The organism is Streptomyces sp. NPDC057565 (assembly GCF_042801455.1).
GTDB classification, from domain to species: domain Bacteria; phylum Actinomycetota; class Actinomycetes; order Streptomycetales; family Streptomycetaceae; genus Streptomyces; species Streptomyces yanii.
This window is the reverse complement of the sequence record NZ_JBHVFU010000008.1, coordinates 1-23,623: the sequence shown is the minus strand read 5'-3', so window position 1 is coordinate 23,623 and position 23,623 is coordinate 1. Positions and strand designations below refer to the sequence as shown.

Genomic DNA, 23,623 nt, shown 5'->3' with positions numbered 1-23,623 from the left:
CATGACGCGACTCGCCCAGACCGCCGGTCTGAACGACATCCAGCAGGAAATCCTCTCCACGGTCCGGGATTTCGTCGACAAGGAGATCATTCCTGTCGCGACCCAGCTGGAGCACCGCGACGAGTACCCGACGGAGATCGTCGAGGGGCTCAAGGAACTGGGCCTGTTCGGGCTGATGATTCCCGAGGAGTACGGGGGTCTGGGTGAGTCGCTTCTCACATACGCGCTCTGCGTGGAGGAAATCGCCCGCGGCTGGATGAGCGTGTCGGGAATCATCAACACGCACTTCATCGTGGCGTACATGCTCAAGCAGCACGGCACCCAGGAGCAGAAGGACACGTTCCTGCCCCGAATGGCGCTGGGCGAGATCCGGGGCGCGTTCTCGATGTCCGAGCCGGCACTGGGCTCCGACGTCTCGGCGATCACTTCCAAGGGCGTCAGGGATGGCGACCAGTACGTCCTGAACGGCCAGAAGATGTGGCTGACGAACGGCGGCACGTCCTCGCTCGTCGCCGTACTGTGCCGGAGTGACGAAGGCCACCCCGAGGGCACGGCCCCGCACAAGTCGATGACGACCTTCCTGGTGGAGAAGGAGCCGGGCTTCGGTGAGGTCCGGCCGGGGCTCACCATCCCCGGAAAGATCGACAAGATGGGTTACAAGGGCGTCGACACGACCGAACTCATCATGGACGGACTGCGCATTCCGGCCAATCGTGTACTCGGTGGCGCCACCGGCCGCGGTTTTTACCAAATGATGGACGGCGTCGAAGTCGGCCGGGTAAATGTGGCTGCGCGTGGTTGCGGTGTCGCGCAGCGTGCATTCGAACTGGGTGTCTCATACGCCCAGCAGCGCCACACCTTCGGAAAGCCGATCGCCCAGCACCAGGCCATCCAGTTCAAGCTGGCCGAAATGGCCACCAAGGTCGAAGCCGCCCATGCAATGATGGTCAATGCAGCACGCAAAAAGGACTCCGGGGAGCGAAATGACCTGGAGGCAGGGATGGCGAAGTACCTCGCCTCCGAGTACTGCAAGGAAGTCGTCGAGGACGCCTTCCGCATCCACGGCGGCTACGGCTTCTCCAAGGAGTACGAGATCGAGCGCCTCTACCGGGAGGCCCCGATGCTGCTGATCGGTGAAGGTACCGCCGAGATCCAGAAAATGATCATTGGGCGCCGACTCCTCGAGGAGTACCGGTTCCAGGGCTGATTGTCCCCTTCGAGGTGATTTGGCCGCGAAGAAGATCACACCCTGTCATCCTCTGCCGGTGCCTTCCAGCCGTCCGACTCGGCTGCTGGCTTGCCCAGTTGCGGCTCGCAACCGATAACATCGCCGGAAAAGCCGCCGTCCCCCGTTGCCAGCGCGGCCTCATCCGCTACGAAGGTCATCCATGCCCGACAGCCAAACCTCTGCACCACGCGGCGGGGTCCGCCTTGCGCGCGGAGCTTCGCCGTGGCTCCTCCCGACCGTCGCCACCGCGGCCCTCAGCCTCGCCCGGGCCCGCAAGTCCGGACGCTGGGCCGCCGTGGCCGTGCCCACCACCGCCCTCGCGGCGGGCATGCTGTGGTTCTTCCGCGACCCCGAGCGCGAGATCACCCAGGGTCGGGTCATCTCTCCGGCCGACGGCGTGGTGCAGAGCATCATGCCGTGGAAGGACGGACGCACCCGCGTCGCGATCTTCATGAGCCCGCTGAATGTCCACGTCAACCGCGCGCCCCTGGCCGGCACGGTGACATCGGTCGAGCACATCCCCGGTGGGTTCGTCCCGGCATTCAACAAGGAGAGCGAGAACAACGAGCGCGTCGTCTGGCACTTCGACACCGAACTCGGCGACATCGAGATGGTGCAGATCGCGGGTGCGGTTGCCCGTCGCATCGTCCCGTACCTCCCGCAGGGCACCAAGGTGGAGCAGGGCGAGCGCATCGGCCTGATCCGCTTCGGTTCCCGGGTCGACATCTACCTTCCGGAAGGTATCGATGTCGCGGTCGAGGTCGGCCAGGCCACCACCGCGGGGGTGACTCGAATTGACCGTGATTGATCCCGACACACAGGCCGGCTGGGTGCCGGAGAGCGAGTGCGAGGACGACGCCGAGGACATGCCGCTCTCTCTGCGGCTGTCGATAGCGGACACCCTTACTCTCGGTAACGCCACGTGCGGTTTCATGGCGGTGTACTTCACCACCACGGGGATCCTCATCCCGCACCTCACGGGCAGCGACGAGAGCGGCATGGCCCGGCACTCCGCGGCCACCGCCGTGATCCTGATGCTCCTCGCCGCGGTCTTCGACCTCTTCGACGGGCTGGTGGCGCGCAAGCTCCGCTCCTCGCCGATGGGCGCGGAGCTGGACAACCTCTCGGACCTGATCAGCTTCGGCCTGGCCCCGGCGTACTTCGTGCTGGTGTACGGCATGGTCGCGGACGACGCATACCAGCGGGTGTCGGCGCTCGCGGCGATCGTCGTCCTGCTGGCCGTGGTGCTGAGACTGGCCAGATTCTCGTGCGTGACCATGAAGGACGGCATGTTCCAGGGCATGCCGAGCCCCTTCGGAGCGCTCACGGTCGTCTCGATCGTGCTCCTGGAGCTGCCCTTCGTACCGACGCTGCTCGCGATCATCGGGGTGGCGTGGCTGATGGTCAGCCGGGTCGAGTACCCGAAGCCGCGGGGAGTCCTCGCGGTGGCGATGCTCAGCTGGATCGTGGCCGCGATGGGTCTGCTCGCCGCATGGGCGTTCGACGCCCCCGGTGGTCACCTGCTCCTGCAGACCGGCTGCGCCCTGCAGGTGGTCCTGGGAGCGGTCATCCCGCTCTTCGCGACGGCGCGACGGGTGAACACCTTCCGCGACAACCGGCGCGAGGCCCGGGCGGCTCAGCTGCCCTAGGGCCGCGCGGCGAAGCCGCACAGAACGTACGACGAGGGCCCGGGTGCTTCCCCAGCACCCGGGCCCTCTCGCATGTCCGGCCGGGCACCCGTTACGCGCGCTGCGCGCGGACCCAGCGGGCGGCGAGCAGGACGGCGATGTCGTCGGGACGGTCGGGCTCCCGTCTCGCCTCCCTGATCACCAGGTCCGCCATGCCGACGAGGGACGGCGCATCGGCTGCCTCGATGATGCCGCGCAGCCGCTCGACTCCGTCGTCGATGTCGGCCCCCGCCTGCTCGACCAGTCCGTCGGTGTAGAGCGCCAGGATCGCGCCCGGGAGCAGCCGCAGGCTGCTGACGGGATAGGTGGCGTCGGGGGTGACGCCGAGCACCACGCCGCCGGGGAGCTCCAGGACCTCGGTCGTGCCATCGGGGTGGCGGAGCAGGGGATACGGGTGCCCGGCCCGGACGAACTGCGTCCGACCGGTGGCGGGGTCGAGGACGATGTAGCAGCAGCTGGCGATCTGGCCCGGGTCGAGGTCGATGAGCAGTCGGTTGGTGCCGCTCATCACTTCCTGCGGTTCGTGCCCGCTGAGCGCGAAGGCGCGTACGGCGCTGCGGAGTTGGCCCATCGTCGCCGCAGCGGCGACGCCGTGCCCCTGGACGTCCCCGATGACCAGGGCCAGACCCCGGTCGGTCTCGATGACGTCGTACCAGTCGCCGCCGATGTCCATGCCCTGGGTGCCGGGGAGGTACCGCCCCGCGGTGTCGACCTGGTCGAGTACGGGCAGGCGGTGCGGCAGCAGGGCGTTCTGCAGGCCGCGGGCCACGGCGGACTCGGTGTCGTACCGCTGGGCTCGTTTGAGGGCCTGGGCGATGAGTCCGGCGAGCGCGGTGAGAACCGTGCGTTCCTCGGGGCTGAAGCCGCGCGACTGGTCGAAGCCGAGGATGCAGGAGCCGACGGGCCGCCCGGAGGCGATGAGCGGCAGGAAGGCGCGGGCGCCGACGCTCGCGTCCAGGGGTATGCCGGGGTAGGCGGAGGCCAGGCGCTGCATGGATTCGAAGAAGATGGGGTGGCCGGAAGTGAGCGTCTCGACGCCGGGCAGATGGGCGTCGAGCGCGACGCCGTCGAAGCTGTTCAGGAAGCCGTGCGGGAAACCGGTCTCCCAGGCCAGGTAGAGGTGGCGTTCGTGCAGCAGGTAGATCGCCAGCTGCCTGCCGCCGAACGCGGGGAGCAGTTCCTGGGTGACCACCGCGGACACCTGGCGGGCGGTGACGGCCTCCGTCAGCGCGATTGCGAGGGCGACGGGACGGTACACCCCGGCCGAGGACTCCAGCGGGGAACCCAGGACCTCGCCCGGTCCGGCGGCGTCCGGTGGGAAGGAGGGCTCCTCCGTGGCGGAGAGTGCGGCGGTCACGCCGTCGTGGCCCGGGTACAGGGACACCGCCAGCCAGTCCCGCTCGGTGCGGCGCGCGAGGAAGTGCACGGGCTCGTGGGACAGCAGTGCGGCTCGGTGGTGGTCGTCGTACGCGGGATGCCCGAACCACGGCAGGGCCTCCCACAGGAGGCTTCCGACCAGCTCGCCCCGCTGCCGGCCGAGCAGTTCCTCCGCCAGGTGGTTGACGTAGGTGATCCGTCCGAGCCGGTCGAGCGAGAAGATGCCGCGCGGGAGCCGGTCGGCGGCCTCGGCGATGACCGGTCCGGCCCCGAGGTCCACCAGGAATCCGGTCAGCGTCCCGGCCGCGCCGCTGCGCGGTGGCCGGGCCCAGCGGCTGGAGAGTTCCAGGAGGTTGGTCCGGCCGTCGGGGCCGCGCAACCGCATCCTGCGTACGACCGGTCCACCCGTGCTCGCCGCCCGGCGGGCGAGGGTCCACAGTCCGTACACGTCCTCCGGTGCCAGCAGTGCCGTCAGGGCGTCGATGGTGCCCGGGAACCGCGCGGGCTCGGTGCCGAGGATCCCGCACAGCTCCGCGTCGGCGTCGACGGCACCGGTTTCGAGGTCCCAGTCGAAGTGTCCGATCCGTACCGGTGGCACGGTGACGGAGGGTAGCTGCACGGGGACCGGCTCGCCGTCCCATACGACCTTGGTGCCCCCGGCCGCCAGTCCGGCGAGCTCCGCGCCGAGCCGCTGGGCGACGTCGCGGAGCGCGCGCCGGTCGGCGTGCGAGACGGATTTGCCAGGGGTGGCCGGGCGCAGCACCACGAGGACGCCGAACTTCTCCGGGCCACCGAAGACGGGCACGTACAGCGAACCGAACGGGAACGGCATGCCCGCCATCAGCTGCGGGAACCGGCGCATGCCCTCCTCGACGTCGGCGAGGTGGACCGGCTTCCCCGAGCGGTACACCTCGGCCACGGGGAAGGGCCGGTTCACATGCATGCGCCACCAGGGGTGGAACAGCTGGGTCGGCAGCCCGGCGAGCACGGAGAGGCGCAGCAGCTCGGGGTAACCGGAGCGCAGATATACGCCACCGGCATATCCACCGGCGGACTCGATCGCGCTCACTGCGGCCTGCGCGAGCACCAGGGACAATTCGTCCGGCACCCCGCCGCCGCTCGCCCTCCCCGTCGCCGCCACGTTCTCGGGCGGAGGGTACGGGGGCAGGCCGTACGAGGTCACACAGCCAGGATGCGCCCCGGCCGACCTGCGGCGCACCTCGGTGCCCCGAGCGGGAAGGACGCGCGAGGCGGGGGCCGCCGGACGGGTGGGACTCGAACCCACGGCCTACGACTTGATCGGCTGAGGGCTGTCCCGTCATCCCTGGTGGATCGGCGCGCGGCGTCGGATGTGGTGCATCGCAAGGCGGGGGGCGTCCTCGTACTGGGTGTATTCCGGCGTTCCGACAACGCGGCGAGGTGACAGCCGTCGCCTCCGCAATCAGCACCCGGGGCGGCCCGCCCGCGGCGGCCCGCCCCGCCCGATCAGCTCGACTCACCTCAGCTCGACAGGGGCTCTGCTCACGACAGGAAGTCGCGCGCGATCCCCTCCGCCACCCGCTCCAGCAGTGGTCCCGCCTGCGCCATGCACACGGCAGGGTCCGGCTCCAGGTCCGTGAGCGCGTACGCGCGTCGGATGCCCGCGTGTCCCAGCGCCTCCGGGGGCAGCGCGAGGCGGCCGCAGACCGCCACCACCTCCAGGCCCGCCGCGCGAGCCGCCGCCGCGACGCCCGCCGGAGCCTTGCCGTGCAGGGTCTGCTCGTCGAGGGAGCCCTCCCCCGTGATCACCAGCGTGGCGCGGGCCAGCGCCGGGGCGAAGCCGAGGACGTCGAGCATGACCTCGATGCCGGGGCGGAACCGGGCGCCGAGAGCGACCAGCGCCCCGTAACCGATACCGCCTGCCGCACCCGCCCCGGGCAGTTTCGCGTGGTCCGGGCCCAGCACGGACGCGTAGTGGGTGAGGGCCGCGTCGAGGGTCGCGATGTCGTCCTCGGTCGCGCCCTTCTGCCGCCCGTAGACCTCCGGGGCACCCTTGGGGCCGGTCAGCGGGTTGTCCACGTCGCTGGCGAGGATCAGGTCCACGTCGGCCAGCCGCGGGTCGAGGCCGGACAGATCCGCCTCGGCCAGCGCCGCAAGGCCACCGCCCCCGGGGCCGACGGGCTTGCCGTCCGCGTCGAGGAAGCGGGCGCCGAGTGCGGCGAGCATGCCCGCGCCGCCGTCCGTGGTGGCACTGCCGCCGACCCCGAACACAATGGTCCGGGCGCCCGCGTCCAACGCCGCGGCCAGCAGCTCGCCGGAGCCGTACGTCGTGGCCGTCAGGGGGGCGAACACGCCCGCCGGAAGGTGCTGGAGGCCGGAGGCCTCGGCCATCTCCACCACCGCGGTGGTGCCCCGCAGGGCGTACGCCGCGGTCACGGTCTCCCCGCGCGGCCCGGTCACCCGCGCCTCGCGTCGCTCGAATCCGGCGGCCACCGCCGCCGCCACCGTGCCGTCGCCGCCGTCCGCCACGGGCAGGGTCTCGACCTGCACCTGGGGTACGACGCGCCGCAGCCCGGCCGTCACCCGCTCCGCGACCTGTACCGCTGTGAGCGAGCCCTTGAACTTGTCCGCCGCGACGAGCACGCGGGCGGTCTCCATCACTGCTCCGTCCGTCACCTTGCATCCCTTGCTTTCGAACAGGCAGTCGCGCCGCCCCGACCCTATCCGGAGCACCGACCTTCTGCCCATGGGTGTCCGGGCCCTGGACCTGCGGAACGGCGGACGCGTCGCCCCCATTACGCTGCGCACGTGACCACCACTGACTACGCCACGTACATCGCAGGGCTCCCCAAGGTGCTGGCCGCCGCGGCAACTGTCTTCCGGGACGGTGCAGGACGAGTGCTGCTCGTCGAGCCGAACTACCGGGACGGCTGGGCCCTGCCCGGTGGCACGATCGAGTCCGACGAGGGCGAGACCCCGCGGCAGGCCGCGCGCCGCGAGACGGTCGAGGAGATCGGGCTCGATCTGGAACCGGGGCGGCTGCTCGCGATCGACTGGGCGCGCAGCCCCGAGCGGCCCCCGATCGCCGCCTATCTGTACGACGGCGGGGTCCTGGACGAGGCGCACTTGACGGCGATCCGGCTGCAGGAGGAGGAGCTCCTCTCCTGGAAGCTGGTGGAACGCGGCGCACTCGACCGGTATCTTCCCAGTTCGCTCGGACACCGGGTCCGGGCGGCGCTGGAGGTGCTCGACTCGGGGGCGGGCGCCGTGGAGCTGGAGGACGGCAGGCCCGTCGCTTCCTGACTTCCTGAACTACGGTCAGTCATCCCTATCAGCAGCATGTGCCCCTGCATCCCGTTGTTCTGACGGTGAGTCACGCCCTTGGGGAAGCTGTCGGCACCGCCGGAAGCGCGGCCGCAAGGCCGACCCCGGCCTCGCATCCGGCTTCCGTGCCGCTGCCGCTCGCGGGCGAACTCTGGACGAAACTGCTAAAATTGGGTGATTCCGCCCACATGGTGGGGTTGTTGGGTCCTGCCGCATCACGCCTGGCAGCGGCACTGGGCCGCAGAACACAACGGCTGTGATGAGTGCATGAGGACCTCCCGAGCGGTTGACGACACTTCGAACGGCACGCGCCTGGGAGGAGTTCGTCCCAGAACCTCGCGCCCCGCATGCCGCACGGCTTTGCTGGCACCGTGCGTAGCCCTCTTGATCGCGGGGGGTACCCTTCCCTCCGGCTCGACCGCCATGGCGCCTGCGGACCCGTCGACCAATCCCGCCGCGACAGTGACCGCCCCTTCCCCCGTTCCGTCAGCCCTGAAGCCGATCGATCCGGCCGCTTTCCAGGCCGCCGTGGACCGCGCCGCGAAAACGCTCATGGTGCCCGGCGCGGTGGTCCTGCTCCGCACCCCGCAGGGGACCTTCCGCGCGATCGCCGGCACGACGGAGCTGGGCACGACCAAGCCTCCGGATACGGGCGACCACTTCCGGATCGCCTCCAACACCAAGACCATGACGGCAGCGCTGATCACCCTCCTCGCCCAGGACGGCAGGCTCCGGTTGAGCGATCCGGTGTCCGCCTACGTCGCGGGGGTGCCCAACGGCGGGAACATCACCATCGCCCAGCTGCTGAAGATGCGCAGCGGGCTCTACGACTACACCGGTGCACCCGAATTCGCGGCAGCTCTGGACGCCGACCCGGGGAAGGCCTGGACCCCGCAGGAAGTCCTGGCCATCGCGTTCCGCCACCCGCCGAACTTCGCACCCGGCGCATCCTACGAATACAACAACACCAACTACGCCCTGCTGGGCCTGGTCGCGGAAAAGGCCGGCGGCCGCCCCTTGGCCCAGCAGTTGCGGGACCGGCTGTTCGTCCCGCTCGGAATGAAGGGGACGTCACTGCCGGACTCCCACGACCGGTCCCTCCCCGATCCCTACGCACACGGCTACATGTACGGCGGAGCGGCCTACGCGCTGACCGACAAGCCCTACCCCGCCGAGATGCGCGAAGCGGCACGAACAGGGAAGCTCCAGCCCATCGACTACACCCACCTGAACCCCTCCTACGCCGCCGCCGCCGGAGGAGTGATCTCGACCGCGGAGGACCTGTCCACATGGATCCGTTCACTGGTGACGGGCAAGGTCCTGAACGCCGCATCCCAACAGCGGTGGCTCCACAGCCCGCAGGCCGAGGACCCGGCCGCGCCCGGCGGCCAGAAGTACGGCTACGGCATCTCCTACCAGCGCTTCGGCCCGAACGCGTCGATGTACTACCACGGCGGTGAACTCCCGGGCTTCAACTCCTTCATGGGCCACGACCCGGACAACGACGTCACGCTCGTGATCTGGACGAACCTGACCCTGTCGCCCGACGGCCGGACCACGGCCAACGCCCTGCTGCCCACCGTCCTCAACCAGGTCTACACCGGGCTCAACCTCCCCACCGCCCGGTAGGGCTTTGTCACGTCATCGGGCAGGCGGTGGGTCCGGTGGTTTCCTGCCGGCATGAAGGCGGAGGAACTTGCCGCGTGTCGTGGACGGTTGGAGGGCTGACGCCGTCGGCCCGGCCGGTGGACACGGTCCGTCCCAGCCTGCCGGGCGGAGACCGTCGTACGTCCGTAGGTGTGGGTCGTGGACGACACCGGTTCGACACCAGGTCTCCCAGGGACGGATCCTCCTCGCCCGGGGCGGCAAGGAAGTACTCCCACCTGACACGGCCGATATCACCTCGCGGGCGGCGGACGCCGCTGCGTACGCTCGTCGTATGACTCTCGTCGCGATCCTCAGCGGCGCCGGGATCTCCACGGATTCCGGCATCCCCGACTACCGCGGGCCGAACGGGCTCTGGCGGAAGGACCCGGAGGCCGAGAAGCTCGTCACGTACGACTTCTACATGGCCGATCCGGAAATCCGCCGCCGCTCCTGGCAGATGCGCCGCACCAGCGCGACCTGGCGCGCCGAGCCGAACGCCGCCCACCGTGCCGTGGCGGATCTGGAGCGGTCCGGGGTCCCCGTGCGGGTGATCACTCAGAACGTCGACGGGCTGCACCAGCTGGCAGGCCTCTCCGCCCGCAAGGTCCTCGAACTGCACGGCACCGCACGTCAGGTGGTCTGCACCCGCTGCCACGCCCGCTCACCGATGGCGGCGGCGCTGACCCGGGTGGAGGCGGGTGAGGCGGACCCGGCGTGCACGGTCTGCGGCGGCATCCTGAAGTCGGCGACCGTCATGTTCGGTGAACGGCTCGATCCGGTGGTGCTGGGCGAGGCGATGTCGATCGCGAAGGCGTGCGAGGTGTTCATCGCGGTCGGAACGACGCTGCAGGTGCAGCCCGCCGCGTCGCTGGCCGGGATCGCGGCCGAGCACGGGGCACGGCTGATCGTGGTGAACGCCGAGCCGACGGCGTACGACGAACTGGCGCAGGAGACGATCCGCGAGCCCATCGGGACCGCGCTGCCGTCGCTGCTCGCGCGGCTGACCGCCGAGGCGGGCACGCGGGCCGGCGGCTGAGCCGCCACCGACGGCCCGATCCGGCGCGAGCGCGACCCTGAGGACCGCCGCCGTCCACGCGTCGCGCTCACCGAAGCTGTGCGCACAGGTCTCGCCCTGAGACCGCTCGTTCACGTCGCACACGACGCTCGGGGCATGGTGTGCGGGACGCGCGCGCGGCCGGTCGACGGCGCCCTGCGGCGCGCCTCGGCCGACCCCGTGGAGCGGGCCGAACCGCCGGGCGCGCAGCATCCGTTCGGCCTGCGCCGCCTCACCTCCGTCACGGTCACGTGGTCTTGTGCCGCTGGTAGTAGCGGGCCACGCGCGCCCTGTTTCCACAGCGCGAGGCCGAGCACCAGCGTCGGCGCGGGTGGGCGGGCAGGAACAGCATCGTGCAGTCGGCAGCCTCGCACTCCCGGACCGAACCGAAGGCCGGGTCAGCCAGCAGGTCGACCACCGATTCGGCGAGCGCCGCGGCCACCTGGGCCCCGAAGGCGCCGGAACGGCGCGACTCCACCGTCATGCGGTCGTCGCGCCATTCCGCGTACCGGACGGCGGGGGCGGCGAGCTGTGCCTCGTTGAGACCGCGCAGGGCGTCCTGCGGTGGCCGCTCGCCCTGGCGGGCCCGGCCGATCGCCTCGACCGCGTACGTGCGGACCTGGTGGATCGCCGCCAGGTCGGCTTCCGCGATCCGCCCGGACTCCGGCAGCCGGCCGGCCTGCAGCGCCAGCCACACCCGCAGGCCCGCGGCGTCGGCCAGATGGTCGACCGGGGGGCCGTCCACCGTGTGCGGCAACGTATTGACCAGGTCCAGGGCGAGTGGCTCACCGGTCAGAGGCTCAGGACCATTCATACATCTAATGCTATCTCATCCACTTGACGCATTAGTGGTCTGCACCCTAGAACTAATGCATCAGGTTGACGAGGAGGCATGTGAACGTGACGATTCAGGCTGTCCCCCGCATACGTCACCGGCACGTCGAGGTCGACGGTGTCCGTGTCTTCTACCGAGAGTCCGTGCCTGCCGCGACGCCTGCCGAGGACGCGCCCGTGCTGTTGCTCCTGCACGGCTTCCCGTCGGCGTCGCACCAGTTCCGTCGGCTGATGGACGCCCTCGGCGCCCACTACCGCCTCATCGCCCCCGACTACCCGGGCTTCGGCCACAGTGAAGCGCCCGCATCCACCACCACCGGGGGCAGCTTCACCTACACCTTCGACCGGCTGGCCGATATCACCGAGGGCTTCATCCAGCGGCTGGGACTGTCACGCTTCGTGATGTACGTCTTCGACTTCGGCGCACCCGTCGGGTTCCGGCTGGCCGTCCGCCACCCCGAGTGGATCGCCGGTCTCGTCGTCCAGAACGGCAACGCCTACGCCGAGGGTCTGTCGGAGAACGCGCGGGAGTTCATCGCATTGCGCCCGGACGCCGAAGGAGCCGAGGACACCGTCCGGGGGCTGCTCACGCCCGCGTCCACCCGCGCCCAGTACGAGGGCGGCACCGGCGACCCGGAGCTCGTCGCCCCGGACGGCTGGACCCTCGACCAGCACTTCCTGGATCTGCCCGGTCGTACCCGGCCGCAGCTCGACCTGGCCTTCGACTACCACTCCAATGTGACGCTGTACCCGCGGTGGCAGGCCTGGCTGCGCAAGCACACACCACCGACGCTCATCGTCTGGGGCCGTAACGACATGTTCTTCCCCGAACCAGGCGCCCGCGCCTATCTGCGCGATCTGCCCGACGCCGAACTGCACCTCTTCGACACCGGGCACTTCGCACTGGAGGACCACCTCCCGGAAATCGCCCCGCTCGTGGCGGACTTCCTCGACCGCGCCTGGGAGAACGAGGCCTGAGGGCTGCCCCGTGATCCCTGACGGACGCACAACCGGCGGGGCAGCCACGAAGCATCTCGAGAGTGTCGTGGACACAACCCTGTGCCACTGAACCGCCCCCTGAGGTGTGTCCGATGGTTCATGTGGCTGGGCTCGGACAGCCCTACGGCTGATCCAGTTCCTGCGCGATGCGGCGCGAGGGCCGGAACGTGTAGAGGTCGAGAATGTCGGGGGCGTCCGCGAGGCCGGGGCCGCCCTCCTCGACCCAGGTGACGATGTCGGCGACGGCGTCCGGGTCGTTGACCAGGCCGAGCCAGAGTGGGCGGCCGCCCGCCCTCCTGCCCTCGGCCGACGGCTGCACGACGATCACATTGGCCTGCTCGCACGCGTCCAGACACTCGACGGCGCGTACTGTGGCGATCTCACCGAGTGACCGGCGCAGCACGGCGAGCTGTCCGGCATGGTCCACGTCCGGGATCTTCGGCGTACCGCAGCAGCAGCCGCGGCAGACGCTCACGGTGGGGCGGGGCGCGCCCCGGGCGGGTGCGGCGGCCTTGCGCGTGCGGCGGCTCATGCGGGAACGCTCCAGGTGATGGCGCGGATGATCACCGTGGGACTCTATCCAGCGCCCCTCCCGGCAGGCTTTGCCCGGTCGCACCGCCCAGCACGCCCGCTCGCCGCGTTGGCCGAATCCGCCTTGGGATCGCACGCACCGGACGACGCTCCCCATGGGGCAAGCATTGCCCGGTTACGACCCTGACACCCTCCACAATCGAACACCTGCACCCCTTTTGCGTCGACCGAGTGAACCGGTGAGGTAAGGTGGGTGGCTGCGAAGGGGAGTAGCCCCGCAAACCGGTCGTCGACACACTGGAGCCCCCGGGTTCCCGGTGGCCGGGCTCGTAGAGCATTACGGGCGGGCGAGACCTTCGGTCAGGTATGACGCGCCCGCACCCTGTGGGCGCTGCAGTCATGCCGGGCCGAGTGGTCCTCCGAAAAGCCCGAGTGGCGCTTCGCGGAAAGGCCCGGGCCCGGCTCTCACAGAAAGCCACCCGGAATGCATCTCGACCCCCTGGCGATCGTCACCGCCTTCGGGCTGATCTTCCTCGCGGAGCTCCCCGACAAGACCATGTTCGCCTCGCTGGCCATGGGCACGCGCATGCGACCGCTCTACGTCTGGTTCGGCACCTCATCCGCATTCCTCGTGCATGTCGCGATCGCCGTCGGCGCCGGCGGTCTGATCGGGCTGCTGCCCGACTGGATCGTCAAGCTCGTCTCGGCGGCCCTCTTCGCGTTCGGCGCGTTCATGCTGCTGCGCGCCGGGGGTGACGACGGCGACGAGGAGAGCGAAACCAGGACCGTGACCGGCTTCTGGCCGGTCTACTCGACCGCGTTCATGGCGGTGTTCATCAGCGAATGGGGTGACCTCACCCAGATCACCACGGCCAACCTGGCCGCCAGCAACGGCACCTGGTCCACGGCCATCGGATCCGCAGCCGCTCTGATGTCCGTCTCGGCGCTGGCGCTGATCGCCGGACGCTTCATCGCCAAGCGGGTGCCGCTCAAGACGGTGCAGCGCATCGGTGGGCTGTGCATGCTGGGGCTGGCGATCTGGTCGGTCGTCGAGATCTTCACGGCCTGAGACAGTTCCGTAACGCAGCCACCACGAAGCCCGACGGCCGCCCGTGCGTCCGCCGGGCTTCGCCGTGTCCGGTCGGCGACGACGTGGAAGACGAGCCGGCCGCCGGGGGTGGTGAGCGCGTCGACCTGCCGCCCCGGTTTTTGCCCGCCGGTCGACACCCGGGCCTACCCTCCGGCAGTCGACGCACCACCCGGCAAGCCGCGTACCGCCGGTCGCCGCTCAGCCCGCGCCCACGAGCCCCGAACCGTGGGGCGGCAGCCAAGGCCTCCAGGGGGCTCGCGCAGCTCAACCGCCCAGCACCGGCATCGGACAAAGCATGAGAGTTGACTCTCACACTTTATGAGAGAATACTCTCACAACATGGAGCATGGGAATCGCTTGGGCGATATCGAGATCACTGACCCGAAAGCCATGCGGGCGTTGGCGCATCCAGTACGGCTTGCGATCCTCGAGCGTCTGCAACGGCACGGGTCGGCGACGGCGACGCAGTTGTCACCGGATGTCGGAGCCACCCCGTCCGTGACCAGCTGGCATCTACGCCACCTGGCGGGCTTTGGGCTGGTCCGCGACGCCGAGGCCGGAACGGATCGCCGGGAGCGGCGGTGGGAGGCTGCGGCACGGGGCTTCCGATTCGAGATGCCGGAGGACGAAGAGGGCCAGTCCGCCGCCCGGGTGCTGTCCCGGGAGATGTTCGCCCTCTCCGCCGGCCTGCCGCATCGGTGGGTGACCGAGACCGAACCTGGACTCGATCAGGTGTGGCGCAAGCCCGCGGGGCTGGCAAACACCCGCGTAGTGGTGTCCCCCGAGGAACTCGCGGCCATCGAGGACGCGATCGAAGGCGTCCTCGCGCCCTATGTGACGCGCGACCCGAAGCAGCGGCCGAGCGGCAGCCGCGGCGTCCGGCTGCTGCGCTACGTCCTACCGGAGGCCGTCGAGGAGCGGGCGGGCGACACGGCATGAACTCCCCACAGGACACGACCCCCTCGATATCACTGTGGCGGGATCGGCGCTTCGTTCGCTTCTGGGCCGGGCAGTCGGTTTCGCAGTTCGGCGACCGGATCTCCGAACTGGCGTTACCCCTGATCGCCGTGGCGGCGCTGCACGCCTCGGCCGGCGAGGTCGCATGGCTGACCGCGCTTGCCTGGGCCCCGAATCTCCTCGCCATCGTGCTGGGCGCCTGGGTCGACCACCGCGTCCGCAAGCGCCGCCTGATGGTCCTCGCCGATCTGATACGCGCGTGCGTGCTGCTCACCCTGCCCGCCGCATACCTGTTGGGCACCGTGACACTTCTCCAGTTGTATGCCGTGGCGCTGCTGACCGGCGCCGCGGCGGTGCTGTTCAACACCGCCTATCCGCCCTTCTTCGCCCACCTCGTGCCACGCTCGTCCTACGTCGACGCGAACAGCAAGCTCAGCGCCAGCCGATCCGCTTCCTCCGTCGTCGGCCCTGCCGTAGGCGGTGCCCTCGTTCAGGCCCTGACGGCGCCCGTCGCTGTGATCGCCGATGCCCTGTCCTTCCTCGCCTCGGCTGCTCTGCTCGGGCCGATCCGGGTCGACGAACCAGCCATCGCTGCCGGTGGGACGGCAGGACCTTCGCTGCTGCGGCGGGCCGGAGAGGGGCTGGTCTTCGTAGTTCGTCACCCGGTACTGCGGGCGAGCCTCGGCTGCGCGACGACCCTCAACTTCTTCACCTTCGTGTCGAGCACCGGCTTGACCGTTCTGTTCGCCGACCGGGTGCTCGGCCTTTCCGCAGGGACCATCGGGCTGGCATTCGGAATCGGATCAACCGGAGCTCTCGCGGGCGCGGTGATAGCCCCGAAGATCTCGCGATGGATCGGCGTGGGACGCAGCATTGCGGCAGGCGCCGTACTTTTCCCGGCCCCCATCGCCATCGCCGCTACCGCGAGCGGTCCCACATGGGCCCGCGCAGGGGCCCTGGGCGTTGCAGAGTTCCTCGCCGGAATCGGCGTGATGCTGTTCGATGTCAACCTCAACTCCCTGCAAGCTGCGGTGATACCGGACGGCATGCGCAGTCGCGTGGCGGGCGCCTACAGCACGGTGAACTACGGCATACGCCCCATCGGCGCCATCGTCGGAGGCATGCTCGCCCCCCTCATCGGACTCAGGACCACCCTGATCACGGCCGCCGTCGGAGGAGTACTGTCGCTGCTCTGGCTGCTCCCCTCACCCATACCGCGCATCCGCTCCCTGGCTCCGGACGATCCATTCGCCGACGGCGGCACCGAGGCAGAGAGCCGACCGGTACCTCGATGACACATAGGTGAAGCTCCCGGCCGCCCAGCACCCCCAAGAGCTCGAAAGCCGTTGGGCGGTCTTGGAGGAGCTCAGCCTTCGTCGTCGGCGTCGTCCTCGATGGCCTCCGGGTCCCGGAAGGGGCGCAGGCCCTGACCGGGGCCGCTGGCCTTGATGTTGAACAGGTAGCGGCCCAGGCAGGTCCTCCATGCGTGTGCGTCGGTCGGAGACGTGGCCGAAGGCGTCGAGGAACCCGGGACCTCGGGCAACTCCTCCTCGGGGAAGGTCATCGCGCCGTCATCGAACGAGATCAGGTACCGCGTCATACATGGGCCCCCTTGGCCGTTGGCCGCCTTCGGCCGCCTCTCACCCTGCGACGAAAGCCTCCCTTCAGAACCGACACTCCCCCGGCTCCCGAAACATGCCCTAGAAGAGCGCCGGCGTGTCGCCCTCCGTGCCGTTCTCGAAGGCCAGCAGCCGCTGCTTGCGGTCGAGTCCGCCGCCGTAGCCGGTGAGGCCTCCCGACGCTCCGATGACCCGGTGGCAGGGGACGATGATCCCGACCGGGTTCTTGCCGTTGGCGAGGCCCACAGCTCGTGAGGCACCCGGCTTGCCCAGGTTTTCGGCGAGTTCCCCGTACGACCGCGTCTCGCCGTACGGGATCGCCTGGAGCTGTTCCCAGACGCTGCGCTGGAACGGGGTGCCGTCCAGGTGCAGGGGCAGGTCGAACTCCCGCAGCTCGCCCGCGAAGTAGGCGTCCAGCTGGCGGATCGTCTCCGTGAAGGGGCGCGGGTCGGGGTCGCCGAAGGTTTCCTCCGGCGGGCGGTGCCGCTGCCCGGTCATATAGAGGCCCGAGAGGACGCCGTCGGTGGCGACGAGGGTCAACGGACCGTACGGGCTGTCGACGACCGTATGCTGCCGGATCGGCGTGCATGTCGCATTCATGAGTGAACTACCTTATACGGGAAGGTGGTTGATGGGGTGGTCGTCGACGGTCCACAGATACTGGACCGCGTACGCCCGCCAGGGACGCCAGGCCGCCGCGCGTGCGGTGAGCGCCGCGGGGGTCGACGGAAGGCCGAGTTCCTCCGCCGCCCGCCGGATGCCGAGGTCGGTGGGGAGGAAGGCGTCCGGGTCGCCGAGCGCCCGCATCGCGATGACCTCGACGGTCCAGGGGCCGAAGCCGGGCAGGGTGATCAGTTCGGCCCGGGTCCTCTCCCAGTCGGTGTCGGTGCCGAGTTGCAGCGAGCCGTCGGCGAGCGCGCCGACGAGGGTCGTGAGGGTGGTGCGACGGCTGCGCGGCAGCGCGAGCTGCTCGGGGTCGAGCCCGGCGAGCGCTTCCGGGGCCGGGAAGAGGTGGGTGAGACCGCCCTCGGGGTCGTCGACGGGGACGCCGTGGGCGGTGACCAGGCGGGCGGCGTGGGTGCGGGCGGCAGCGGTCGAGACCTGCTGGCCGAGCACCGCCCGTACGGCGAACTCCGCGCCGTCGACGGTACGCGGCACCCGCCGCCCCGGCGCCTTGTCGACCAGCGGGGCGAGCAGCGGATCGGCCCGCAGCTGGTCGTCGACGGCCACCGGGTCGGCGTCCAGGTCGAGCAGCCAGCGGCAGCGGCTGATGGCGAGGGTGAGATCGCGCGGGTCGGTGAGCGAGAGCCGGCACGCGATGTGGTCGGGGCGCGGGGTGAGGGCGACGATGCCGTGCCCGTACGGGAGGGTGAGCGTCCGGCGGTAGGCGCCGTCGCGCCACTCCTCGACGCCGGGGACCGCGGTCGCGGCGAGATGACCGAAGAGGTTGGAGGGATTGAGTGGGGCCCGGTACGGCAGCCGAAGCGTGATCACCCCCGGCGTCGCCGGCGGTTTCGCGGACCGCGCGGCCCGGGTGCGCAGCTCGCTCGGTGCGAGCGCGAAAACCTCACGGACGGTGTCGTTGAAGGTACGGATGGACGAGAACCCGGCCGCGAACGCCACGTCGGCCATGGGGAGTTCGGTCGTCTCGATGAGCAGCCGGGCGGTCTGGGCGCGCTGGGCGCGGGCCAGGGCGAGCGGACCGGCACCCAGCTCGGCGAGCAACTGCCGCTCGAGCTGCCGGGCGGAGTAGCCGAGCCGCGCGGCCAGCCCCGGCACACCCTCGCGGTCGACGACCCCGTCCCCGATGAGCCGCATCGCCCGGGCGACGGAGTCGGCGCGGGCGTTCCACTCCGGGGAGCCGGGGCTGGTGTCCGGCCGGCACCGCTTGCACGCCCGGAAACCGGCCTGCTGGCAGGCGGCGGCACTGGGGTAGAAGGTCATGTTCTCGACCTTGGGCGGCACGACGGGGCAGCTCGGACGGCAGTAGATCCGGGTGGTCAGGACCGCCGTGAAGAACCAGCCGTCGAAGCGGGCGTCCTTGGACTGAACGGCCCGTACGCAGCGCTCGGTGTCGGTGTACATGGCTCAAGCATGAGCCACCCGGCGCACGCCGGGCTGGCGGAAATCCGACATCAGCCTTGCGCTGCCAGGGCCTCTTCGAACTCCGCGTACGCATGTGCGTCGAACAGCACGAAACGCACCTCCTCCACCGGAGCTCCGGCCTCGGCCAGAACCGTGCGAACGGCGATCCGCGCGCCGTCGTCCAGGGGCCAGCCGTAGATACCGGTCGAGATGGCGGGGAAGGCGACGGTCCGCGCACCCAGCTCGGCGGCCACCCGCAGTGATTCCCGGTAGCAGGAGGCCAGCAGCGCGGAACGGTCCTCGGTGCTGCTCCACACCGGCCCGACCGTATGGATCACCCACTGGGCGTCGAGCTTCCCGGCTGTGGTCGCTACCGCCTGACCGGTCCGTAGCCCTTTTCCGTACTGCGAGGCGCGCAGCTCGCGGCAGGCGGCGAGGATCTCCGGACCACCGCGCCGATGGATCGCGCCGTCGACCCCGCCGCCGCCGAGCAGTGAGGAGTTCGCGGCATTGACGATGGCGTCGACGGACTGCTGGGTGATGTCACCGCGGACCAGCGTGACGGTGACGGCCGAAGGTGTGCGCATGTCGGCCATCATGCCGCGACCGGGCGGCCCGGTGGTCTCGAACCGCCCGGAGCCGTCGCGAGACGTGCGAGTTCAGGCTCTCGCCGGACGACGAACGGTACCGCTTGAAGATTGCCGCACACCGCAACGGCGGCCCGGGGCTGCCCCCCTCCCGCCGTCTCACTCGGCGCGCAGCCTCCGCCACACCGCCTTCGCCGCATGGTGGCCGGACATGCCGTGCACCCCGGGCCCGGGAGGCGTGGCCGACGAGCACAGGAACACCGCCGGGTGCGCCGTCGCGTACGGCACACGGGCGAGCTTGGGCCGGATCACCGTCTGCAGACCGGCGAACGCACCGCACGCGATGTCCCCGCCGACGTAATTGGCGTTGCGCGCGGCGAGTTGCGGCGGGCCCGCGACGGCGCGGGCGAGCACCAGATCGCGGAAGCCGGGGGCGAACCGCTCCAGCTGCCTCTCGATGACCTCCGTGGCATCGCCCTCCCAGCCCGCCGGGACATGTCCGTACACCCAGAAGACATGACGGCCCTCGGGTGCGCGGGACGGGTCGACCAGGCTGGGCTGTGCGGTGATCAGAAACGGCACGCTCGGGTCGCGGCCCGCCACGGCTGCCCGCATCGCGCTGTCGATCTCGCCCGCCGTGGGCCCGATATGGACCGTGCCGGCCCGCCGGGCCTCCTTCGCGGTCCAGGGGACGGGGCCCGACAGCGCATAGTCGATCTTGAAGCAGGAGGCGCCGTACCGGTAGCCGTGGTAGGCCTGGCCCAGACCGGCGATCCGTGCGAGGGCGGTCGGCGAGGTGTCGAAGACATAGGCGCGGGCGGGCGGGAGCTCGTCGAGGCGTTTGACCTCCATGCCGGTACGGATCGTGCCGCCCAGTTCACGCACGTACGAGGCGAGGGCGTCGGAGATGGCCTGTGAGCCGCCGCGCGGCACCGGCCACCCGTTCTCGTGGGCCGCGACGGCGAAGAGCAGCGCGATGCCGCCGGTCGCAAGGCCGCTGGTGGGGGCTATGGCGTGGGCGGCGAGTCCGGCGAACAGGCCGCGCGCCTTCGCGCCCCGGAACCTGCGGGCGAGAAGCGTGGCGGGCTGGATCGCGTCCAGCCCGAACCGGACCCAGCGGTACGGATCGCGCGGCAGCCCGATCCATGGGGTACGCAGGAAGTCCTCCGCGAGCGTGTCCCAGTGCCCGAGGTACGGGGCGAGCAGCCTGCGGTATGCCCCCGCGTCCTGCGGTCCGAGCGACATGGCGCTCTCCCCCACCGAACCGGTGAGCACGGCGGCCGAGCCGTCCGGGAAGGGGTGAGCGAGCGACAGCTCGGGCTGGAGCCACTCCAGGCCGTGCCGGGCGAGCGGCATCCCGGCGAACGCCGGCGAGCCGATGCCGAGCGGGTGAACGGCGGAACACGGGTCGTGACGGAAGCCGGGAAGTGTGAGCTCCTCGGTACGGGCACCGCCCCCGACCGCCTCCTGCGCCTCGAACACCTCAACGGAGAAGCCACGGCGGGCCAGTTCGGCTGCGGCGGTCAGTCCGTTGGGGCCCGCCCCCACGACGACGGCATCGAGCATCGATGGCACCTTCGGACTCCTTCGTCAGCCGATGGCAAGAAGCTCCAGGATATTCCGCTGCGCCGACAGCCGGACCGCGGGTACCGTCCGGGCCGATGAATACGGAATCGGCAGCAGAACGGGTTCACGCATCGATGGTCGCCGACATGGCGGCCGGGCTGGCCGCGGTGCCCGGCGTCCGGGCCGTCGCCCTCGGCGGCAGCCGCGCCCGCTCCACGCATCGCCCGGACTCCGACTGGGATCTCGGCGTCTACTACCGCGGGGCACTCGACCTGGTCGCCCTCACCGCACTCGCCTCTCAGGCTCAGGGCTCCCGGGTGGAGGTGGCCGGCCCGGGCGGCTGGGGTCCCTGGGTCAACGGCGGCGCCTGGCTGCGGGTGGACGGCACGGCGGTGGACTGGATCCTGCGCGATCTGGACCGGGTCGAGAGCGTCTGGTCCGACTGCCGCGAGGGCCGCTTCGAGGTGGGCGTCCAGCCCGGCCATCCGCTGGGTTTCTGGTCGCCCTGCTATCCGGGCGAGGTCGCTCTCAGTCGCGTACTGGCTGATCCCTACCGCGAATTGACGGAACTTCAGCAGCAGACGCGCGACTATCCGGAGCCCCTGCGCAGGGCGCTCTGCGACGCCGCGTGGGAGGCGGACTTCTCCGTCGCGGCGGCAGGCAAGTCGGCTTCCTCCGGGGACACGCTCCATGTCGCGCTCTGTCTGTCGCGGGCGTTCGGCATTCTGACGCAGGCCCTCCACGCCCACCACCGCACCTGGTGCCTGAACGAGAAGGGGGCACTGGCCGCGGCCGCGCTGCTGCCGGAGACTCCGGCGGACTTCACCGAGCGGGTCGGTGGGGCGCTGCGCGGCCTGGACACGGCCGCGGTGGAAACGGCGGCGTCCGTGGTGCGCGACGTGCGGGCGGTGGTCGGGTGAAAAGGGTCTCTGCAGGGCACCGGGCCCGGTTTAGGATCCCGGCATGATCGCCGAACTTCAGTGCGTGGTGCTCGACTGCCCCGATCCCGTACGCCTGGCCGAATTCTACCGGTCGGTCCTCGGCGGCCGGGTCGACGAGCCGGACCGGCGGTGGGCGCTCGACGAGAACTGGGCGACGCTGCACACCGACGCCGGTCTCGTCCTGGCGTTCCAGCGGGTGGCGGACCACCGGCCGCCGCACTGGCCGGACCCGGAGCGGCCCCAGCAGTTCCATCTGGACTTCGGTGTGCCGGATCTGGACGCGGCGCAGACGGAGGTCGTCGCGGCGGGCGCGACCGTGCTCGACGACGGGAGCGCGAGCGGGACCGGGGCGGCGGACGCGGAGTGGTCGGAGCGGCCGTGGCGGATCTATGCCGATCCGGCCGGGCACCCGTTCTGCCTGGTGCTGCATCGGGTGGCGTAGCCGCTGCCGCTCAATCGTTCCGGATGGCGGTGACGCAGCGTGCGAGCAGGTCTCGCAGGGCGTCGCGTTCCTCCGGGGTGAACGCGTCGGCGAGCCGGCGTTCGATCCGTACCGCCTGCTCGTCGGCGAGTTGCAGCGCTTCCCGGCCCGCTTCGGTGAGCCGGGTCTCCAGCATCTTCTGATGCCACTGGTGTGCCGACCGGGCCACCAGACCCCGTTCTTCGAGGTGTTTCAGCACCGCTGCCATCGCCTGCGGGGTGACCAGACAGGCGCGCGCCAGCGCGGCCCCCGATATACCGGGGTTGTCGGCGAGGGCGAACAGCGCCGCGTACTGCGCGACCGTGAGGCCCGCCCCTTTGAGCGCGGCACTCTTGGCCGTCATGAGGGCCTGCTCTGCGCGCTTGATGTCCGCGCCGAGGCGTTCGTCGGCGGTCATTCCCATGCCGGTGAGCGTACAGCCACGGACATCTGTCACACATGGAAGACATATCAGGGTCTTGATATAACTCAGCCCATGGATATCTCTTCGTCGGACTCGGCACTCGGCGGCACGATCCTTGTCACCGGTGCCACTCAGGGGCTCGGTCGCCGTCTCGTCCTCGATCTCGCCGTCCGGGGAGCCGCGGCCACCCTGTTGCTGCATGGGCGGGACGGCGGGCGGCTGGACGACGTCGCCGCGGAAGTACGGTCGGCGGCGCCGGGCACGGAGGTACGGACCCAGCTCGCCGATCTTGCCGACCTCGACCAGGTCCGGGCCATGGCCGCCCGGATCCTCGACACCGAACCCCGGCTCGACGTCCTGGTCAACAACGCCGCGGTCGGCGGCGGGGCCACCCCGGACCGGCGCGAGGTGAGCCGGCAGGGGTACGAACTGCGGTTCGCGGTGAACCATGTGGCGCCGTATCTGCTGACCCGTGAGCTGCTGCCCCTGCTGACCGCGTCCGCACCCGCGCGGGTGGTCAACGTCGCCTCGATGGGGCAGGCGCCTGTCGACTTCGATGACGTCATGGTGGAGCGTGACTACGAGGGGCTCGACGCGTACTGCCGCAGCAAGCTCGCGATGATCATGTCGACCTTCGACCTGGCGGCCGAGCTGGCCGAGGGCGCGGGCACCGGTGTCACCGTCAACGCCCTGCACCCTGCGCACCTGATGGACACCCGGGCAGTGCGTGAGTACGGGTTCACGCCCGCCGTCCCGGTCGACGAGGGCGTACGGCCCGTCGTGCGGCTGATCACCGATCCGGCTCTGGCCACCGTGACGGGGCGGTACTTCGACCGGTTCACGGACGCCAGGGCCCATGAGCAGGCCTACGACCCGGCGGCCCGGGCCCGGCTCGCCGCGGTGACCCGCGCGCTCATCGCCTAATGGGAGCTGTCGGGTCGTAGAGACTCGGTGCCGTAGCCGCCAGCAGGTGAGCACTTTCATCGCCGGAACCACTGCGAGTTCTGTGGTCAGACCGTGCCCCTGCTGGTTGGCCGGAAGGCCCTGACCGCTGATGGGGTGGCGTGCCCGCCGAGCAAGGCGTGAGCACTGGATCCATTAGGCCGCGTGCCGTGTCTTCCGCAGGCTGCACGACCAGTGAAGTACCTGACCAGGAGGAAGAGTTGCTACTGATTGGCGATGACTGGGCCGAGGACCACCATGACGTTGAGCTCCAGGACGCAATCGGTCGCA

At 70.4% G+C, this 23,623-nt stretch carries 23 protein-coding genes; 13 read left to right on the top strand and 10 right to left on the bottom strand.

Features of this window, described 5'->3' with window-relative positions:
- The first annotated feature begins 1 nt into the window (after window position 1).
- The 3 genes from ACFU8W_RS18095 to pssA all read left to right on the top strand — a co-directional run bounded on the left by ACFU8W_RS18095 (window position 2) and on the right by pssA (window position 2,877).
- The gene (locus ACFU8W_RS18095) at window positions 2-1,207 is read left to right on the top strand and encodes an acyl-CoA dehydrogenase family protein (RefSeq protein ID WP_345511285.1); all 1,206 of its coding nucleotides are present in this window, start codon (window positions 2-4) and stop codon (window positions 1,205-1,207) included.
- Between the two features lie 181 nt (window positions 1,208-1,388).
- The gene (locus tag ACFU8W_RS18090) at window positions 1,389-2,036 is read left to right on the top strand and encodes a phosphatidylserine decarboxylase (protein ID WP_327243404.1); all 648 of its coding nucleotides are present in this window, start codon (window positions 1,389-1,391) and stop codon (window positions 2,034-2,036) included.
- A complete protein-coding gene (gene pssA, locus ACFU8W_RS18085) occupies window positions 2,023-2,877 on the top strand; it encodes a CDP-diacylglycerol--serine O-phosphatidyltransferase (RefSeq protein ID WP_345511286.1) in 855 nt (284 codons plus the stop codon). Before ACFU8W_RS18090 ends, pssA begins: the two co-directional genes overlap by 14 nt.
- Before the next feature lie 91 nt (window positions 2,878-2,968).
- Here the strand turns inward: pssA and ACFU8W_RS18080 are convergent, their stop codons facing one another.
- Both ACFU8W_RS18080 and ACFU8W_RS18075 read right to left on the bottom strand, forming a co-directional pair.
- Window positions 2,969-5,476 carry a SpoIIE family protein phosphatase gene (locus ACFU8W_RS18080; RefSeq protein ID WP_384037882.1) on the bottom strand — a complete coding sequence of 836 codons (2,508 nt, stop codon included), beginning with the start codon at window positions 5,474-5,476 and terminating at the stop codon, window positions 2,969-2,971.
- Between the two features lie 338 nt (window positions 5,477-5,814).
- Window positions 5,815-6,930, bottom strand: a complete 1,116-nt coding sequence (locus ACFU8W_RS18075) for a glycerate kinase (RefSeq protein ID WP_345511483.1) — start codon at window positions 6,928-6,930, stop codon at window positions 5,815-5,817.
- Window positions 6,931-7,080: 150 nt separating this feature from the next.
- Here ACFU8W_RS18075 and ACFU8W_RS18070 point away from each other — a divergent pair, with 150 nt between their 5' ends.
- The 3 genes from ACFU8W_RS18070 (at window position 7,081) to ACFU8W_RS18060 (ending at window position 10,279) form a co-directional block, all read left to right on the top strand.
- A complete protein-coding gene (locus ACFU8W_RS18070) occupies window positions 7,081-7,575 on the top strand; it encodes an NUDIX hydrolase (RefSeq protein WP_345511287.1) in 495 nt (164 codons plus the stop codon).
- Window positions 7,576-8,019: 444 nt separating this feature from the next.
- Entirely contained in the window at window positions 8,020-9,225 is a 1,206-nt protein-coding gene (locus tag ACFU8W_RS18065) for a serine hydrolase domain-containing protein (RefSeq protein WP_384037879.1), read from the top strand.
- 310 nt (window positions 9,226-9,535) lie between these two features.
- The gene (locus ACFU8W_RS18060) at window positions 9,536-10,279 is read left to right on the top strand and encodes an NAD-dependent deacetylase (RefSeq protein WP_384037876.1); all 744 of its coding nucleotides are present in this window, start codon (window positions 9,536-9,538) and stop codon (window positions 10,277-10,279) included.
- A gap of 265 nt (window positions 10,280-10,544) precedes the next feature.
- On the opposite strand, the gene ACFU8W_RS18055 is transcribed toward ACFU8W_RS18060, so the two are convergent.
- The gene (locus tag ACFU8W_RS18055; protein ID WP_384037873.1) at window positions 10,545-11,111 is read right to left on the bottom strand and encodes a CGNR zinc finger domain-containing protein; all 567 of its coding nucleotides are present in this window, start codon (window positions 11,109-11,111) and stop codon (window positions 10,545-10,547) included.
- Between the two features lie 86 nt (window positions 11,112-11,197).
- Between ACFU8W_RS18055 and ACFU8W_RS18050 the strand changes: the two genes are divergently transcribed.
- On the top strand, window positions 11,198-12,109 hold the full coding sequence (locus tag ACFU8W_RS18050; protein WP_384037870.1) for an alpha/beta fold hydrolase: 912 nt from the start codon (window positions 11,198-11,200) through the stop codon (window positions 12,107-12,109).
- 142 nt (window positions 12,110-12,251) lie between these two features.
- On the opposite strand, the gene ACFU8W_RS18045 is transcribed toward ACFU8W_RS18050, so the two are convergent.
- Window positions 12,252-12,662 (bottom strand): (2Fe-2S) ferredoxin domain-containing protein, encoded by a 411-nt coding sequence (locus ACFU8W_RS18045; protein ID WP_384037867.1) that lies wholly within the window; start codon window positions 12,660-12,662, stop codon window positions 12,252-12,254.
- 483 nt (window positions 12,663-13,145) lie between these two features.
- On the opposite strand from ACFU8W_RS18045, the gene ACFU8W_RS18040 reads away from it, so the two are divergent.
- From ACFU8W_RS18040 to ACFU8W_RS18030, 3 genes are all read left to right on the top strand, one after another.
- A complete protein-coding gene (locus ACFU8W_RS18040) occupies window positions 13,146-13,730 on the top strand; it encodes a TMEM165/GDT1 family protein (RefSeq protein WP_266979615.1) in 585 nt (194 codons plus the stop codon).
- A 360-nt stretch (window positions 13,731-14,090) separates the two neighbouring features.
- A complete protein-coding gene (locus ACFU8W_RS18035; protein ID WP_384037863.1) occupies window positions 14,091-14,690 on the top strand; it encodes an ArsR/SmtB family transcription factor in 600 nt (199 codons plus the stop codon).
- Window positions 14,687-16,003 (top strand): MFS transporter, encoded by a 1,317-nt coding sequence (locus tag ACFU8W_RS18030; protein ID WP_384037860.1) that lies wholly within the window; start codon window positions 14,687-14,689, stop codon window positions 16,001-16,003. The genes ACFU8W_RS18035 and ACFU8W_RS18030 overlap by 4 nt, the downstream gene beginning before the upstream one ends.
- Window positions 16,004-16,074: 71 nt before the next feature.
- Here the strand turns inward: ACFU8W_RS18030 and ACFU8W_RS18025 are convergent, their stop codons facing one another.
- The 5 genes from ACFU8W_RS18025 to ACFU8W_RS18005 all read right to left on the bottom strand — a co-directional run bounded on the left by ACFU8W_RS18025 (window position 16,075) and on the right by ACFU8W_RS18005 (window position 20,574).
- The gene (locus ACFU8W_RS18025; protein ID WP_384037857.1) at window positions 16,075-16,308 is read right to left on the bottom strand and encodes a hypothetical protein; all 234 of its coding nucleotides are present in this window, start codon (window positions 16,306-16,308) and stop codon (window positions 16,075-16,077) included.
- A gap of 100 nt (window positions 16,309-16,408) precedes the next feature.
- Window positions 16,409-16,927: a methylated-DNA--[protein]-cysteine S-methyltransferase gene (locus tag ACFU8W_RS18020; protein ID WP_384037854.1), complete on the bottom strand. Its 519-nt coding sequence runs from the start codon at window positions 16,925-16,927 to the stop codon at window positions 16,409-16,411.
- A gap of 12 nt (window positions 16,928-16,939) precedes the next feature.
- Window positions 16,940-18,412 carry an AlkA N-terminal domain-containing protein gene (locus tag ACFU8W_RS18015; protein WP_384037851.1) on the bottom strand — a complete coding sequence of 491 codons (1,473 nt, stop codon included), beginning with the start codon at window positions 18,410-18,412 and terminating at the stop codon, window positions 16,940-16,942.
- A gap of 50 nt (window positions 18,413-18,462) precedes the next feature.
- A complete protein-coding gene (locus ACFU8W_RS18010) occupies window positions 18,463-18,999 on the bottom strand; it encodes an O-acetyl-ADP-ribose deacetylase (RefSeq protein WP_266979624.1) in 537 nt (178 codons plus the stop codon).
- Between the two features lie 159 nt (window positions 19,000-19,158).
- A complete protein-coding gene (locus tag ACFU8W_RS18005; RefSeq protein WP_345511298.1) occupies window positions 19,159-20,574 on the bottom strand; it encodes an NAD(P)/FAD-dependent oxidoreductase in 1,416 nt (471 codons plus the stop codon).
- An 86-nt stretch (window positions 20,575-20,660) separates the two neighbouring features.
- Here ACFU8W_RS18005 and ACFU8W_RS18000 point away from each other — a divergent pair, with 86 nt between their 5' ends.
- Together ACFU8W_RS18000 and ACFU8W_RS17995 are read left to right on the top strand one after the other, a co-directional pair.
- Window positions 20,661-21,485, top strand: coding sequence for a nucleotidyltransferase family protein (locus ACFU8W_RS18000; RefSeq protein WP_384037846.1), 825 nt, complete (start codon window positions 20,661-20,663; stop codon window positions 21,483-21,485).
- A gap of 43 nt (window positions 21,486-21,528) precedes the next feature.
- Window positions 21,529-21,948 (top strand): VOC family protein, encoded by a 420-nt coding sequence (locus tag ACFU8W_RS17995; protein ID WP_384037843.1) that lies wholly within the window; start codon window positions 21,529-21,531, stop codon window positions 21,946-21,948.
- A gap of 10 nt (window positions 21,949-21,958) precedes the next feature.
- Here ACFU8W_RS17995 and ACFU8W_RS17990 read toward each other — a convergent pair whose 3' ends face one another.
- Window positions 21,959-22,390, bottom strand: a complete 432-nt coding sequence (locus ACFU8W_RS17990) for a MarR family transcriptional regulator (RefSeq protein WP_345511302.1) — start codon at window positions 22,388-22,390, stop codon at window positions 21,959-21,961.
- Between the two features lie 72 nt (window positions 22,391-22,462).
- Between ACFU8W_RS17990 and ACFU8W_RS17985 the strand changes: the two genes are divergently transcribed.
- Window positions 22,463-23,314 (top strand): SDR family NAD(P)-dependent oxidoreductase, encoded by an 852-nt coding sequence (locus ACFU8W_RS17985; RefSeq protein WP_384037840.1) that lies wholly within the window; start codon window positions 22,463-22,465, stop codon window positions 23,312-23,314.
- The last annotated feature ends 309 nt before the right edge of the window (window positions 23,315-23,623 follow it).

Coding starts and splice junctions, on each gene's coding strand:
- ACFU8W_RS18095 (WP_345511285.1), top strand. CDS start 2: ATGACGCGACTCGCCCAGACCGCCGGTCTGAACGACATCCAGCAGGAA.
- ACFU8W_RS18090 (WP_327243404.1), top strand. CDS start 1,389: ATGCCCGACAGCCAAACCTCTGCACCACGCGGCGGGGTCCGCCTTGCG.
- ACFU8W_RS18075 (WP_345511483.1), bottom strand. CDS start 6,930: ATGGAGACCGCCCGCGTGCTCGTCGCGGCGGACAAGTTCAAGGGCTCG.
- ACFU8W_RS18065 (WP_384037879.1), top strand. CDS start 8,020: ATGGCGCCTGCGGACCCGTCGACCAATCCCGCCGCGACAGTGACCGCC.
- ACFU8W_RS18060 (WP_384037876.1), top strand. CDS start 9,536: ATGACTCTCGTCGCGATCCTCAGCGGCGCCGGGATCTCCACGGATTCC.
- ACFU8W_RS18055 (WP_384037873.1), bottom strand. CDS start 11,111: ATGAATGGTCCTGAGCCTCTGACCGGTGAGCCACTCGCCCTGGACCTG.
- ACFU8W_RS18045 (WP_384037867.1), bottom strand. CDS start 12,662: ATGAGCCGCCGCACGCGCAAGGCCGCCGCACCCGCCCGGGGCGCGCCC.
- ACFU8W_RS18040 (WP_266979615.1), top strand. CDS start 13,146: ATGCATCTCGACCCCCTGGCGATCGTCACCGCCTTCGGGCTGATCTTC.
- ACFU8W_RS18035 (WP_384037863.1), top strand. CDS start 14,091: ATGGAGCATGGGAATCGCTTGGGCGATATCGAGATCACTGACCCGAAA.
- ACFU8W_RS18030 (WP_384037860.1), top strand. CDS start 14,687: ATGAACTCCCCACAGGACACGACCCCCTCGATATCACTGTGGCGGGAT.
- ACFU8W_RS18025 (WP_384037857.1), bottom strand. CDS start 16,308: ATGACGCGGTACCTGATCTCGTTCGATGACGGCGCGATGACCTTCCCC.
- ACFU8W_RS18020 (WP_384037854.1), bottom strand. CDS start 16,927: ATGAATGCGACATGCACGCCGATCCGGCAGCATACGGTCGTCGACAGC.
- ACFU8W_RS18015 (WP_384037851.1), bottom strand. CDS start 18,412: ATGTACACCGACACCGAGCGCTGCGTACGGGCCGTTCAGTCCAAGGAC.
- ACFU8W_RS18010 (WP_266979624.1), bottom strand. CDS start 18,999: ATGCGCACACCTTCGGCCGTCACCGTCACGCTGGTCCGCGGTGACATC.
- ACFU8W_RS18000 (WP_384037846.1), top strand. CDS start 20,661: ATGAATACGGAATCGGCAGCAGAACGGGTTCACGCATCGATGGTCGCC.
- ACFU8W_RS17995 (WP_384037843.1), top strand. CDS start 21,529: ATGATCGCCGAACTTCAGTGCGTGGTGCTCGACTGCCCCGATCCCGTA.
- ACFU8W_RS17990 (WP_345511302.1), bottom strand. CDS start 22,390: ATGGGAATGACCGCCGACGAACGCCTCGGCGCGGACATCAAGCGCGCA.
- ACFU8W_RS17985 (WP_384037840.1), top strand. CDS start 22,463: ATGGATATCTCTTCGTCGGACTCGGCACTCGGCGGCACGATCCTTGTC.